Annotated in this window: 13 protein-coding genes and 3 tRNA genes; all 16 read right to left on the reverse strand. The window is 43.2% G+C overall.

Annotation, left to right across the window (positions count from 1 at the left end; all coding sequences use genetic code 11):
- Positions 1-43 precede the first annotated feature (43 nt).
- The gene (locus ACVBIK_RS18170) at positions 44-739 is read right to left on the reverse strand and encodes a cytochrome c1 (protein WP_447162425.1); all 696 of its coding nucleotides are present in this window, start codon (positions 737-739) and stop codon (positions 44-46) included.
- Positions 739-1,953 carry a cytochrome b gene (locus ACVBIK_RS18175; protein ID WP_447162426.1) on the reverse strand — a complete coding sequence of 405 codons (1,215 nt, stop codon included), beginning with the start codon at positions 1,951-1,953 and terminating at the stop codon, positions 739-741. The genes ACVBIK_RS18170 and ACVBIK_RS18175 overlap by 1 nt, the downstream gene beginning before the upstream one ends.
- Positions 1,953-2,543, reverse strand: coding sequence for a ubiquinol-cytochrome c reductase iron-sulfur subunit (petA, locus tag ACVBIK_RS18180; protein WP_447162427.1), 591 nt, complete (start codon positions 2,541-2,543; stop codon positions 1,953-1,955). Before petA ends, ACVBIK_RS18175 begins: the two co-directional genes overlap by 1 nt.
- Positions 2,544-2,956: 413 nt before the next feature.
- Positions 2,957-3,835, reverse strand: a complete 879-nt coding sequence (gene hflC, locus ACVBIK_RS18185; RefSeq protein WP_447162428.1) for a protease modulator HflC — start codon at positions 3,833-3,835, stop codon at positions 2,957-2,959.
- Between the two features lie 3 nt (positions 3,836-3,838).
- Complete coding sequence (gene hflK / locus ACVBIK_RS18190; protein ID WP_447162429.1) at positions 3,839-4,981, reverse strand: FtsH protease activity modulator HflK; 1,143 nt, start codon at positions 4,979-4,981, stop codon at positions 3,839-3,841.
- Between the two features lie 49 nt (positions 4,982-5,030).
- Positions 5,031-6,326, reverse strand: coding sequence for a ribosome rescue GTPase HflX (hflX, locus tag ACVBIK_RS18195; RefSeq protein WP_447162430.1), 1,296 nt, complete (start codon positions 6,324-6,326; stop codon positions 5,031-5,033).
- 20 nt (positions 6,327-6,346) lie between these two features.
- On the reverse strand, positions 6,347-6,625 hold the full coding sequence (hfq, locus tag ACVBIK_RS18200) for an RNA chaperone Hfq (protein WP_447162431.1): 279 nt from the start codon (positions 6,623-6,625) through the stop codon (positions 6,347-6,349).
- Between the two features lie 93 nt (positions 6,626-6,718).
- Positions 6,719-7,645 (reverse strand): tRNA (adenosine(37)-N6)-dimethylallyltransferase MiaA, encoded by a 927-nt coding sequence (miaA, locus tag ACVBIK_RS18205; RefSeq protein WP_447162432.1) that lies wholly within the window; start codon positions 7,643-7,645, stop codon positions 6,719-6,721.
- Positions 7,635-9,554, reverse strand: a complete 1,920-nt coding sequence (gene mutL, locus ACVBIK_RS18210; protein WP_447164594.1) for a DNA mismatch repair endonuclease MutL — start codon at positions 9,552-9,554, stop codon at positions 7,635-7,637. Before mutL ends, miaA begins: the two co-directional genes overlap by 11 nt.
- A 17-nt stretch (positions 9,555-9,571) precedes the next feature.
- Entirely contained in the window at positions 9,572-10,894 is a 1,323-nt protein-coding gene (locus ACVBIK_RS18215) for an N-acetylmuramoyl-L-alanine amidase (protein ID WP_447162434.1), read from the reverse strand.
- On the reverse strand, positions 10,878-11,345 hold the full coding sequence (gene tsaE, locus ACVBIK_RS18220; RefSeq protein ID WP_447162435.1) for a tRNA (adenosine(37)-N6)-threonylcarbamoyltransferase complex ATPase subunit type 1 TsaE: 468 nt from the start codon (positions 11,343-11,345) through the stop codon (positions 10,878-10,880). Before tsaE ends, ACVBIK_RS18215 begins: the two co-directional genes overlap by 17 nt.
- Positions 11,346-11,435: 90 nt before the next feature.
- Complete coding sequence (locus ACVBIK_RS18225; RefSeq protein ID WP_447162436.1) at positions 11,436-12,914, reverse strand: NAD(P)H-hydrate dehydratase; 1,479 nt, start codon at positions 12,912-12,914, stop codon at positions 11,436-11,438.
- Positions 12,915-13,105: 191 nt separating this feature from the next.
- Positions 13,106-13,561 carry a hypothetical protein gene (locus ACVBIK_RS18230; RefSeq protein ID WP_447162437.1) on the reverse strand — a complete coding sequence of 152 codons (456 nt, stop codon included), beginning with the start codon at positions 13,559-13,561 and terminating at the stop codon, positions 13,106-13,108.
- Positions 13,562-14,324: 763 nt separating this feature from the next.
- Positions 14,325-14,424: transfer RNA gene (locus ACVBIK_RS18235), tRNA-Gly, on the reverse strand.
- 16 nt (positions 14,425-14,440) lie between these two features.
- Positions 14,441-14,516 (reverse strand) — tRNA-Gly (locus ACVBIK_RS18240).
- A gap of 18 nt (positions 14,517-14,534) precedes the next feature.
- Positions 14,535-14,634, reverse strand: a tRNA-Gly gene (locus ACVBIK_RS18245).
- Positions 14,635-14,718 lie beyond the last annotated feature (84 nt).

Below are 14,718 nucleotides of genomic sequence, written 5' to 3' on the forward strand. Positions count from 1 at the left end.
CGTTTACAATTTGCGGATAATACATTCTAACCTTTATTTGGGGTTAGTGTACATCTTTCCAGTACTCTTTCTTTAAGAGGTAGGCCACAATAAAGAATATGAACAGGAAGCCCATCACCCACCAACCTAGTCTTTCACGCTCTAGTTTGACTGGGTCACCGGAGTAAACCAAATAGCCTGTGATATCACGAACCACTTGATCGTACTCTTCAGCTGTTAAGGCACCACCGGTAGCAACTAGTGTTCCATCTTCTTGTTTAACCGGAAGACCTTGAAGGTCTTCAAGTACGTGTGGCATACCAACTAGTGGAAAAATAGTATTATTGACACCAAATGGACGGCTTTCATCTTTATAAAAACCATGTAGGTATGAATAAATCCAATCTTCACCACGTACTCGGGCAACCAAAGTTAAGTCTGGTGGTGAAGCACCGAACCACTTAGATGCATCAGCATCAGGGATGGCGTTCTCCATCAACTCACCAATCTTGGCACCTTCAGGCAGGTATTGAGCACGCATCTCATCGATTGGAACACCTAGATCTGTCGCTACACGATCATAACGCTGATACTGAGTGCTATGACAACCTGCGCAATTCTCTTGGAATAGAGCCAGTCCACGTTGCAACGACGCTTGGTCATTTAAGTCGATGTTAGCTTTCTCTAGAGGTGCTCCGCCACCGGCAGCAACTGCCAATGTCGGGACCAATGCAACTAATGCGATTAATAATTTTTTCATTAGTGTGTCAACCTCTCTGGTACAGGCTTAGTCTTTTCATTCTTACTGTAAATCCAAAGTAGTAAGAAGAAGCCAAAGTAAGTCACAGTAAAGATACGCGCCGCAATCGTCAGGGCTGGAGTAGCAGGAACTGCACCTAAGTAACCCAATACTACGAACGAAACAGCAAACTGACTGATGTTCAGCTTGTGAGCCATGCTACGGTAGCGAATAGACTTAACACTACAACGGTCTAACCATGGCAAGATGAACAGTACCGCAATGGCTAAGCCCATGCCGATAACACCCATTAACTTGTCAGGGATTGCACGCAAGATTGCGTAGAACGGTGTGAAATACCAAACCGGTGCAATATGCTCAGGCGTCTTCATTGGATTTGCCGCTTCAAAGTTCGGCTTCTCAAGGAAGTAACCGCCACCTTCAGGCATAAAGAACAGCACATAACAGAAGACGATTAGGAAGCCAGCGACGCCCATAATGTCTTTAACTGTGTAGTACGGGTGGAATGGAATACCATCTTTTGGCCAGCCATTCTCATCTTTGTTCTTCTTAATCTCAATACCGTCTGGGTTGTTAGAACCCACTTCATGCAGTGCAATAAGGTGTAAAAACACCAATACAACAAGCACGAGCGGCAATGCAATAACGTGCAATGCGAAGAAACGGTTAAGGGTTGCGCCAGAGACAACAAAGTCACCACGGATCCACAATGTTAGGTCATCACCAATAACAGGGATTGCACCAAACAATGAGATAATTACCTGTGCTCCCCAGTAAGACATTTGTCCCCAAGGAAGTAAGTAACCCATAAAGGCTTCTGCCATCAACACAAGGAAGATAAGCATACCGAATAGCCACAGTAGCTCTCTAGGCTTCTGGTATGAACCGTAGATAAGGCCACGGAACATATGAAGATAGATAACCACAAAGAAGGCTGAAGCACCGGTGGAGTGCATATATCTCAGCAACCAACCGTACTCAACATCACGCATGATGTATTCAATCGAGGCAAACGCACCTTCAGCAGTTGGTACGTAGTTCATTGTTAACCAGATACCAGTTAGTAACTGGTTAACTAGTACTAACATGGCTAGTGAGCCAAAAAAGTACCAGAAGTTAAAGTTGGTTGGTGTCGCATATTGACCAACATGACGGTTATACGTCGCGGTCATAGGAATGCGTTCATCAATCCAGTTGATAAGATTCTTAACCATTACGCAGCTCCTGTATCAACACCGATAATCACGGTGCTATCATCAATATATTGATGTGGAGGGATAACTAGGTTCAATGGCGCTGGTACACCTTGGAATACACGACCAGCCATATCAAACTTAGAACCGTGACAAGGACAGAAGAAGCCAGAGGCTACGCCTTCAACTTGTTCACCAAACGTGTCAGGTAGGTAAGTTGGAGAACAACCAAGATGAGTACATAGGCCAACGGCTATGAAATACTCGGCCTTAATTGAACGCTCAGGGTTCTGCGCATATGCAGGCTGCTGTGGTTCAACAGAGTCTGGATCGCGAAGCTGAGCATCGATTGCTGGTAGACCATCTAAGATCTCCTGCGTACGACGAACAACCCAAACAGGCTTACCGCGCCACTCAACTCGAATAAGTTGACCTGGCTCTACTTTACTTATGTTTACTTCTACCGGCGCACCTGCTGCTTTCGCTTTGGCACTCGGATTCCATGACTTTATAAACGGAACCGCTACAGCAGCGGCACCAGCACCACCGACTACGGCGGTGGCTGCGGTCAGAAATCTGCGGCGTCCGGTATTGACTGGCGCATTGCTCATCCACTTGTCTCCAGAGAGTGTTGGAATTTTTGTTTTATCTATCTTCTTCAAAGCTGATTTAAACCGAAATTCAAATCTAAACTTGAGGCGGGGCTCATTATAGCCAAAAATTAGAAGCAGATCATAGTTAAAACACTCAACTTAGTTAACTATGTTGCTTTTCGTGCTACTTCTGCATAAAAAGCACGCATCAGCACCAACAAAAATGCTCATTTCTTGTAGCAGAACATTCAAAAACATTTCATTCATTGTCTACTAAATTAGTAACTTAAGTCATATTAATGAATTTTTGCAGACTATAAGATGATAGTTGACTGAATAGGTAGGAATTAGCGTTAGCTGCTAAAGTAGATTAAATTTGCATAAAAAAAGGCCTAACTTGCGTTAGGCCTTTTTATACATCTTTAGGAAAATTATTTTCCAGATGCACTATTCATGTATCTAAAGAACTCACTATCAGGTTCTAGCACCATGACGTCATTGTTACCAGAGAAACTTGCTCTGTAAGCATCTAAGCTTCGCATAAAGCTAAAGAACTCAGGATCTTTAGTATATGCATCTGCATAAATCTTAGCCGCCTCAGCATCACCTTCACCGCGAATAGTCAAAGCTTTACGCTCAGCTTCTGCAGTTTGAATCGTCACACTGGCATCAGTCTTAGCACGGATAATTTCCGCTTGCTCTTGACCTTGAGCGCGATGCTCTTTAGCCACAGCTTGACGTTCTGCACGCATACGCTGGTAAATACTAGTACTGACGTTTGCTGGTAAGTTAATTTGCTTAACACGCACATCGACGACTTCAATACCTAAGTCTTGAGCACTCTCAGCTGCATTTTTAAGTGCATCTGATTGCAATTCATCGCGGCTTCCAGAAACAATTTCTTTAATCGTTCTACGGCCAAACTCGGTACGAAGATCGTTATTGATCTTACGCTGTAGCAAGGTCTCTGCGTTAGCCTTAATACCACCGTTGGTAGAAAGGTAATAACGTTCAAAATCTTTAATGCGCCATTTCACGTATGAATCGACCATTAAGTCTTTTTTCTCAGAGGTTACAAAACGATCTGCTGCACCATCCAGAGTTTGCACTCGCGAATCCATAAACTTAATTTTATCAAGCATAGGGATCTTCAAGTGAAGTCCAGGAGCATAAACACGCGTCACGCCGTCGTCTTTAAGTACCTTACCAAATCGAGAAACGATGGCACGCTCGCCTTCATTCACAACTAAAAGTGAAGATAAAGAGATCGCAATAAGTACCGCTACGATTATCGCTGTAAATCTACCCATCACTTAGTTCCTCCCCGACGGACGTTCACCTCGAGATGGGCGACCATCAAGAGGCATGCTGTTATTATTAGTTGTACTATTTACTGACATAACAGGCGTTGCCGGTTTACTCTTAGTGCTTGAAGAATTATGTGCTTGGTTATTCTGCATCAGCTTATCTAACGGTAGATACATTAAGTTACCGCTATTTTTAGCATCAATAAGTACTTTGCTTGTACCGCTCAGAACTTCTTGCATCGTATCAAAATACATACGTTCACGAGTCACTTCAGGTGCAGCTTGATACTCAGGTAATAGCTGTTCAAAACGAGCCACTTTACCTTTTGCCTCTAAGATTTCTCTTTGCTTATAAGCTATTGCTTGTTGATCCATACGCTGCACAGTACCACGAACCTTTGGCTCTAACTGGCGAGAATATGCTTCAGCTTCACGAATAAAGCGCTGTTCATCTTCTTGTGCTGCAATAGCGTCATCAAAGGCATCTTTCACCTCTTCTGGCGGACGTGCAGGCAAGAAGTTCACATCAACAACCACAATGCCTAATTTATAAGGCTTGATAATTCGCTCAATTTCATCCCATGTATCACGACGAATTTTATCTCGACCCGTAGTCAAAATATCATCCATAGTGTTATGGCCGATAACATAGCGAAGCGCACTATCTGTTGCTTCACGCAAACTAGAGTCTGCATCAACTACGTTATACAAATAATTTTCAGCGTTATTCACTCGATACTGAACATCAAGCTGAACAAGAACGACGTTCTCGTCGGCTGTCAGCATGCTTCCAGAAGCCGGAATTGAGCGAACGGTTTGTACGTTTACTGGTGTCACTTCATCAATAAAAGTGGCTTTCCATTGAAGGCCTGGATCAACTTCACCAATATATGCACCGAAACGGAGCTCTACACCTTTCTCAGCCTCTTTAATTGTATAGAAGCCAGAAAGGCCCCATACAACAACGGCAATAACAAGGACTATTATTAAACTGACACCGCTAACGCTGCCACCTGAGCCATTGCCTTTCCCGCCGAAGCGCTTAGAAAGATTACGAAAAACTTCATCTAGATCTGGTGGTCCTTTATCATTACCACCCTTATTTCCCCAAGGGTCTTGACCCTTGTTACCGGGCTCGTTCCAAGCCATTTAGTACTCCATAAGTGTATGAAATAAACGAGATTACTAAAATACTTAATTATGCGACGACGGTGTCGACGACAAAAGTCTCTATTTCACCTTGGCTCTGTTTTACGAGTCGGCGCCAATCGGCCTCCAACAAGCGAACAGAAATCATACAGTTCCCCAGATCGTCATACTCTTTCTGCTGTATTACATCCAGTTTATAAAACTGGCCGAGATAATGCCCCGCCGAAGCAGGGATTTGCAAGGTTAGCTCTCGAGTTGCCTTACCAACGAGTTGGTTAATCGCCTCTTCAACTAATTCCAAGCCTTTTTGCTGCTGAGCAGAAACCCAGACTCTAATTGGTGTCCCCTCATCATCGTAGTCGATGTGAGGTTTTACCTCATCCAATAGATCGATTTTATTGCATACGATCAACTGTGGAATGTCTATAGCATCGATCTCTTTAAGCACGCTTTGTACTTGCTTAAAGTTATCCCCCATTTTTTCATCTGCACTATCGACCACATGCAGAAGTAGATCTGCCTGCTGTGTTTCTTGCAGTGTTGCTTTAAATGCCGCAACTAAATCGTGGGGTAAATGCCTAATAAAACCAACGGTATCAGCAAGAATCACATCACCGTCTGGTAAATCTAACTTACGTAAGGTTGGATCCAGCGTCGCAAACAGTTGATCAGCAGCATAGACATCTGATGTCGTTAAACCATTAAACAGTGTCGATTTACCCGCATTGGTATAACCCACCAAAGACACTGTCGACATCTCGCTGCGCTGTCTTGCTCTACGACTTTGACCTCGTTGTTTATCGACTTTATCTAAACGTTTATTAATCGTGCGGATCCGGCCTCTCAATAGACGCCTATCGGTTTCTAATTGAGTTTCACCTGGACCACGAAGACCGATACCACCTTTTTGTCGCTCTAAATGCGTCCAGCCTCTGATCAAGCGCGTTGACATGTGGCGCAATTGCGCTAGCTCCACTTGTAACTTACCTTCGAATGTTCTCGCTCTTTGAGCAAAAATATCCAAGATCAAAGTTGTTCTATCGAGTACACGGCACTCGCATAGCTGCTCAAGATTTCGTTCTTGAGCCGGACTTAATGCGTGATTAAAAATCACGACATTTGCATCAGTTGCCGCAACCATCGCAGCCAACTCTTCCGCCTTACCTGAACCCACAAAAAATCTGCGGTCTGGTGAACGTCGACTCGTGGTAACGACTCCTATAGATTGAGCGCCAGCCGATTCAACCAGAAGTTTTAATTCATCTAGGTCTTCTCGGTTGTTTTCATCAGCAAAGTCGATATGAACAAGTACCGCTTTCTCTCCCGCCTCATAACGATCAAACAAAAAGCAATCTCCTTAGCAAATTACTTCTCATCGCTATCGTCATGCTGAGCGTTATAGCCAGCTTGACCATTTGTCGGCTGATGGTTAGTCACGTTAAATGGACGTGAAGGTACCACAGTAGAAATGGCATGCTTGTAAACCATTTGGCTTACTGTATTTTTAAGCAAAATAACAAACTGATCGAAAGACTCAACTTGTCCTTGAAGCTTAATGCCGTTAACAAGATAAATAGATACTGGAACGCGTTCACGACGCAAAGCGTTCAAAAACGGGTCTTGTAAAGATTGCCCCTTTGCCATTTTCTAATTTCCTTTTTAATTAAAATTAATAGTTATTCTAATACGATAAAACGTTATCTTTGGTTTTAGTATTATACAGCGGTAGCCAATAAGCTAGCGACTATGTCGCATTACTTCCGCGAGATTATTTTCAGCTCCGCTTTCTAGCCATATTAAATCAGGCCAACCACGTAACCATGTTAATTGACGTTTGGCTAATTGCCTAGTAGCAACAATAGCTTTTTCGACCATAGTATCATAGTCAATTTCACCATCTAAATACTGCCAGCACTGCCTATATCCTACGCAACGCATAGATGGCAGTTCTAAATGTAAGTCGTCTCGAGCTTTTAAAGCCTCAACTTCAGCAGTAAACCCTTGTGTTAGCATGGTCTTAAATCGAGTTTCTATAGCCTTATGTAACACCTTTCTATCACTTGGCGCAATCGCAAATTGCACCGCTTCGTAAGGGAATGCTTCAGACTTAGTCTTAGTTAGCTCAGTTAGAGATTGGCCACTGATCCGATATACCTCTAGCGCCCGAGCGAGTCGCTGTGGATCATTTGGATGAATTCGCTCTGCTGAAACAGGGTCTATCGCTTTTAATTCATCGTGTAATGCTTGCCAACCTAACTCTTGTGCTTCGCTAGCGATCTGCGCTCTAATCGCTTCATCAGCCGCAGGAAGCGGTGATAAGCCTTCTAGCAAGGCCTTAAAGTACATCATGGTGCCACCAACCAGCAATGGCGTCTTTCCACGATTCAAAATATCTTCAATCTGAGCCAATGCATCACGTCTAAAATCTGCCGCAGAATAACTTTCCGCGGGATCAATAATATCAATCAGGCTATGGGGAGCCGCAGCTTGTTCACCAGCGTCTGGCTTAGCGGTACCGATATCCATATCTTTATAAATCAATGCAGAATCCACAGAGATAATTTCACAGTTATACTGCTTAACAAGCTCAATCGCTAATGCGGTTTTACCAGAGGCTGTTGGGCCCATTAAGGTAATAACTTTATGTGATTTTTTATCGGTCACTCTGATTTTCTTTCATCCATTGTTCCCAAGGTAAATCTTGGGATTGATTATAAAGCTCGCGCTGCACATCATCAGGCAAGGTATTTAGGGCAAACCATGCTTCACCTGCTGAGGTAAATCGATTCGCACCTTGTTCAGCAAGCCACTTAACAACCGCTGCATCACTTGGTAATTCTAATTGAATCCACTGCAATAATTCAGGGATTAAAACAGCTAATTGACTATCTCTTAGATATGGGGGCACTTTCTTAATAATCAACTGCCCAAGGCGAATTGATAACTCAACGCCTAACTTTCGCAGTAACTGCTCTCGATTGTCTATAATAGCTTGCCAATCATCATCAACTGCAACGGCGACCGGCATCAATAAAGGCTGACCAACGAGCCCTTGTGCAAACTTAGCTGCGATCTCGGCTTTTAGCGCCGCCTTTGCCACTATGGTAATGCTTAATAACGATATTTTATCATCTTTAACTAGCACCCAATATTCTCCAGCGATAACCGCTGGCATATTTGCCGCATGCGCGTGCGATATCCCACGCTGGTATTCTACAGAAGGATCAATGCTAGACCGAGTTGACTCTTGCTCATATTGATGAGCGTTTAAATCACCACTATTTGGCGTATTCGTTTGTGTACTTAATAATTCCCCGTAAGCACGAATACTACTTTGAGATGGTATATGAACCTCATTATTTCTCGCGGCAGGTTTAAGTGGGCTTCGATAGCTTGAATTGCCACTCGAATAATCACTCTGACGGGTAACAGAATGACTATCACGTACACCATAAGAAGCCGATGGCTTAGGTTCAATATTGGCTGAATACTGAGACGTGCTTACCGCCCCTCGTGTTGGGGTCACTTGCCTATCTGGCATTTGCTGCAAGTCAGATTCTGTATTTAGCCCAAGCTCCATAGATTGAGACATTGCCGATTGCAGCGCCTGCAAAATAAAGTCGTGCACATAACGGCTTTGGTGAAAACGCACTTCATGCTTAGCCGGATGCACGTTAACATCGACCTGATGTGGGTCGAGATCAAGCATTAACACATAACCAGGAGACACACCTTGGGCATACTGCGCAAAAGCTTGACGTACAGCGTGGTTAACCAGTCGGTCTTTCACCAAACGTCCATTAACATAAAAGTATTGAGTTTCACTGTAGCCGTTTGCAGCACTTGGCGATTGCAGATACCCACTCAAACTTAAATCATTGTGCTGACACTCAATCCGCAGGCAAGTCTCAGCAAATGCTTTGCCGCAAACCTGCCCTAAACGTTGAAGATACTGGATCTCAGTATTCGCGGGTCGGTAGTTTCGTACCGTCTTACCATTGTGTTTAAGGGTAAAATGAATATCTCGCCTTGCCAAAGCAATACGCTTTAACCACTCATCGATATGAGTAAACTCTGTTTTGTCACTCTTTAAGAAACGACGTCTTGCTGGCGTATTAAAAAACAGATCAACCGCTTCAACCGTGGAGCCTACAGGGTGTGCAGCCGGCAGGACTTTTACCGCCATTTCAGTGCCTTCGGCATGCGCTTGCCACGCCTCGGTTTGGTCAGCGGTTCGTGAAGTTAAGATTAGACGCGATACCGAGCTAATACTCGCCAATGCCTCACCGCGAAAACCAAAACTTAGAATGGCCTCTAAATCATCGAGTGACTTAAGCTTTGATGTTGCGTGCCGTGACAGCGCTAAACTTAAATCCTCTTTAGGGATCCCAGAGCCATTATCACGGATCCGAATAAGTTTACTGCCACCTTTATCAATCTCAATATCGACCCGTGTAGCACCAGCATCAAGACTATTTTCAACTAACTCTTTAATGACAGATGCTGGACGTTCTACCACTTCACCTGCTGCGATTTGGTTTGCTAATTGAGGCGGTAACTTTTCTATAGCCATGGTTTACTCTTAACAGCCTAAGCTCTGGGGATAATCAGTCTCTGACCGATTCGAATGCTATTTGATTTAAGGTTATTGGCCTTTTTCAAACTGTTTATTGAGACCTGATAACGATGGGCAATAACAGATAGCGACTCTCCACTGCGAACCTTATGCTCAACACTGCTTTTACTGGCCAACATTGAGTTCACTGGCGGGTTGGCTTCAAAATACTTCACTACGCCTTTATGAATGGCTTTAGCGACATTATTTTGATGATCGCGTTGCGACAACAAGCGCTCTTCTCTGGGATTAGAGATAAAACCTGTTTCAACCAAAATAGAGGGAATATCCGGCGATTTGAGTACAGCAAAACTTGCAGATTCAGGCTTGCGTTTATGCAGCTTGGTCACCCGTCCTAGATTTGATAGTACATCTCCAGCTATGTTATGGCTTATCGCCATAGAACGATCCATCGACATATCTAATAATGTCATCGCAAGATACTGTTCATTATCTGTATTTTGTATAATCTCTCCGGCGCCACCGAGCAGCTCGGAATGTTTCTCTTTTTGCTCTAACCAGCGACCAATCTCACTGTTGGCACGGCGCATTGACAATACCCATACCGAAGCACCTTGGGGCTGAGGAGAGGTAAAAGCGTCGGCATGTATAGAGATTAAAAGGTCTGCTTTACTGTTACGAGCAATTTCAGAGCGCTTATTTAAGTTAACGAAATAGTCCCCTGTACGCGTCATAACAGCGCGCATACCAGGAGTCGCATTAATCTTTTTAGCGACCTTTTTAGATATTTCTAATACTAACTTTTTTTCATATATACCCGTCGGCCCAATAGAGCCAGGATCATCACCGCCATGACCTGCATCAATTGCAATAATGACATCTCGTAATTGATTTTTTGGCTTACTAACTGGAGGCTTTTTTGCTGTAGAGCCACCGCTATCTAAATCAACCACTAAACGATTACCGTATGGGGCAGTTGCTGGCAGTGCAAATAAGTTAGCTTTTACTGGCTTAACCAGATCAATAACTAAGCGCAAAGTCCCTTTTTCTGGTGGCGTGCTCTTACGCACCTTTTTGACGAGTTTACTGTTGTTTTTAATCTTATTTAAATCAACTTTGTTAGATGATTTTTTTAAGTCAACAACTAAGCGATAAGGATTTGTCAGCGTAAAATAGCTATAATCAGGGGACTGGCTCAAATCAAAAACGATACGTGTTGACTCTGGCGCAGCCCAAATCCTTACGCTGTCGAGCTTATTCGCACTCTGCGCAAAAAATGAAGCACCAAAACTCACAAGAAGTAAAAATACTCTAAATATATTACTGTTTATTATCATTATTATTTAGGGCCGCTAATATTTTTTCGCCTGCAACAGAAAGCGCCTGTAACTCAACTTGTCGTCCAGTATTAACATATTTAATATGGATATGTATATCAGCACCCGGTAATAAACCATGACCACGGTCAGGCCACTCTACAATACACAAGCTGCGCTGAGTAAAGTAATCACGGATCCCCATAAATTCTAATTCTTCTGGATCATATAAACGATAGAGATCGAAGTGATACACATCTAACTTATCTAGCTCATAGGGCTCAACCAAAGTATAGGTTGGACTTTTTACAGCCCCTTGATGCCCCAAACTTTGAATAAGTCCACGGCTAAAGGTCGTCTTACCCGCACCTAGATCACCGCTTAAATAAACAGTTAAGGGAGGCGTGATAAGGCTCGCAAGCTTTCCACCTAAACTAACGGTTTCTTGTTCATCATTTAAATTTAATATCATTGATTGCGTATTCATTATGAATCGAAAAGCGTCCTAACTAAAACAGAGCGTAGAATGCAGTACTTTAACCTAATCACCTAGCTTTCTAAACTAGATTTCATTAACTAACTGACGAATATATGGCATCAAATCACTGGCTAACATGCCACGCTCACCTGATTTAGCCGCTAAATCAGCCGCATCACCGTGGATCACAACGCCCAAACAGGCCGCTTCCATACTGCTGTAACCTTGGGCCATCAGCCCACCTATCACACCGGCAAGTACATCGCCGCAACCACCACTGGCTAAACCAGGATTTCCCACAGGTGCTACAACACACCTATCACCATTGCAGATAATGGTTCCAGGGCCCTTTAGGACGATGACACCGCCATATTTCTGCTGGAGTAGCCTTACGGCCTTAAATCTATCCTGCTCAACTTCAACAATGCTAAGACCAAGCAACCTCGCCGCTTCTCCAGGGTGAGGTGTCAACACCCAATTCTTGCGCGTCATAGGCATAGTTTTTAGCAGATTTAAACCGTCCGCATCGATAACACATGGTTTATCTGTCAGATCTACGGCCTTAAGCAAGTTATAACCCCAATCACTGGTACCAAGTCCTGGACCTATAACCAATACTGAAGCCCAACCTAACTTTAGGTAAACCTCCATATCGACCAGTTCACAGGCCCAAAACATCAATTCAGGCCGATTAGCACTCACTATCAGTTGGTGATCAGGTCTAGAAATAACCGTCACTAAGCCCGCACCGCTTCTTAAGCATCCTTCAGCGGCTAGGCGAACAGCTCCAGCCATACCATGATCGCCACCTATGATAGACACTTTACCGTTATTACCTTTGTGAGCGTCTCTTCTACGCGGTACAAAAGCATTGACTAATGTTTGACGACTTATCTGCTCTGCACTTGCTAGCGTTAAGAACTTATCAAGCCCTAACTCTGCAAGAAGTAACTCTCCACAGTAATGACGGGCTCGACCAGTAAGCAAGCCTTGCTTAATACCTGCAAAAGTCAAAGTCACATCAGCCTCTATTGCACAGCTCGTAACGTGGCCAGTATCAGGATTGAGCCCAGATGGAACATCCAAGCTTAGCACCCAAGCATGACTTCGGTTTACCGCATTAATAATGCTCGTCAGCTCAGCACTTAGTTCACCTAAAACCCCAGTCCCTAATAGGCCATCCACAATAACCATTGCCTGTTCAATCTCTGTCTCACTAAACTCACAGATCTCTCCACCAGACTTGATGAAGCATTGAATAGCCTCTGTTAGCTCTTCACTCGGACGACTCGCTGTACTTGCTTGTAAGGTAACGTCAAAACCCGCCTCCAATAACAAAGCAGCCGTGACATACGCATCAGCGCCGTTATTCCCATGACCAGCAAGAACAAGGATCTCATCGGCATTGGCTTGCTTTTCACTTATTAACTGAAATGCCGCCGCTCCGGCTCTTTCAACCAATTGATATAAGCTAACGTTACCAAGATTAACGGCATCAATTTCAGCAGTTCTAACTTGCTCAGCTAGAAATAAAGGCGTTGTCAGTAAGTTTCGCTCGCTCATATTTAAGCTCCTAATCGAGGGTCGGTGTTTAATTTAGTAGCTTAAAGGCCTTGGCTTAAGTGCAAATGAATCAAAAACTGCAAATAGATAAACTAATGTTGATCTACCGCAATTATAGTTAAGCAAGTTTTAAACAATAGCGATCAAAAAAGGCACCTCTCGGTGCCTAATTGCCAAGCTATTGCAAGTCACTAGATATCATCCATTCTAATACTGCTATGAACTAAGCGCTGTTGCTGAATTTTTTCGACTCTAACTAAATCTTCTAATGCGCCTTTAGTTTCTGTATTAGCAGAAGAGTTAGCAGTTTTCTCCAACAACGCAATCAAACGATTGTCGAGATCAAGATGCAACTCTAATACATCATCTTCTGTCATATTCGCGGGCAAGGTTAACTTTTGGCAGTTAGCGATAAAATCTTCAAAAACCACATCTTTATACCAAGTATCAAGCACTTTTTTAGGAGCGTCATCGATATAGTTTTCTAAGTTATCGGCTGTTTGGCGCTCATGCTGTTGAAAATACTCCAGCATCAACTTAACTCGCGAAGAGTCTGCTTGAGCATGTAAACGGTTATAAAGCTGTGCCATTTCTATGCGGCATGTTGCGACATAATCTAAAAGTTCGCTGAGTTGTTGAATACGCATTTATCGTTCTCCTTAGTCAGCCACTTGATGTGACAAGACTAAATTTTAGTCTTAATTAATTATGGTAGGAAAAGTCGACTAAATATTTGAACACCGTCAAAGTTTGGAAATACCAATATCGCTTAGTTTAGACATTATTAAAGAAACTGGCGCTCGATCACGCCAAAAACTCCCCCCTCCCCAAAAAATATCTGCAACTAAAGGTTATACTTTGATTTTCAGCCCAGAGCATATCTCGTACACCACGCTACGAGTTCTTTGTTCGAACATCATCGACCCTATATCGCAAAACATTTTAAGCTTTGTTTCTATTGGGTTTTGGGTTGTTTTTTTTGTTTGGATTTAGATTTGGGTTTTGCTTAGGCATCTTGTTAGAGTAAGGCTGGAGCAGCTGCGGATTTAAACTCGAGTGATCTAAGCCTAAGTAATTTAAACAGCAATGGGTTCGAACTCGACTCCTTCCACGAACAGGTCTATCCCTTAGCAAAAAAGGGGATCAACATTTTTTACGAGCACAACGAAGCTAAGTTTGTTTTGGATATAGTTAAAAAGGAGTTTTCGTGAGATAGGAAGATTGGAGCGAGCTTCTGACTTAAACAAGAGTGGGTTCGAAGCGGCTTTCTATAACAAGCAGACCTATACCTTGGCAAAAAAGAGGTATCAATATTTTCTACGAGCACAACTGAGCAAATGCTGCATGAACATATAAAACTTTGTTTTATTTAATTTTGAAGTTTAAACAGGATATTACATGGAGAAAGATTGGAGCGACATATCGGGTTCGAAACAAACAACCGATGACTTATACCTTGGTAAGGTATCACCCTTTTGCTCTAATAAAGAGTCAACTGAGCTAATGTCGCGTAAATTTTTTTAAATTGGAGCGACATATCGGGTTCGAACCGATGACCTATACCTTGGCAAGGTATCGCTCTACCAACTGAGCTAATGTCGCGTAAATCTTTACTTTGATTGGAGCGACATATCGGGTTCGAAACAAACAACCGATGACTTATACCTTGGTAAGGTATCGCCCTTTTGCTCTAATAAAGAGTCAACTGAGCTAATGTCGCATAATCTTTTTAAATTGGAGCGACATATCGGGTTCGAACCGATGACCTATACCTTGGCAAGGTATCGCTCTACCAACTGAGCTA

The sequence above is a fragment of the Shewanella sp. 125m-1 genome, assembly GCF_052977065.1.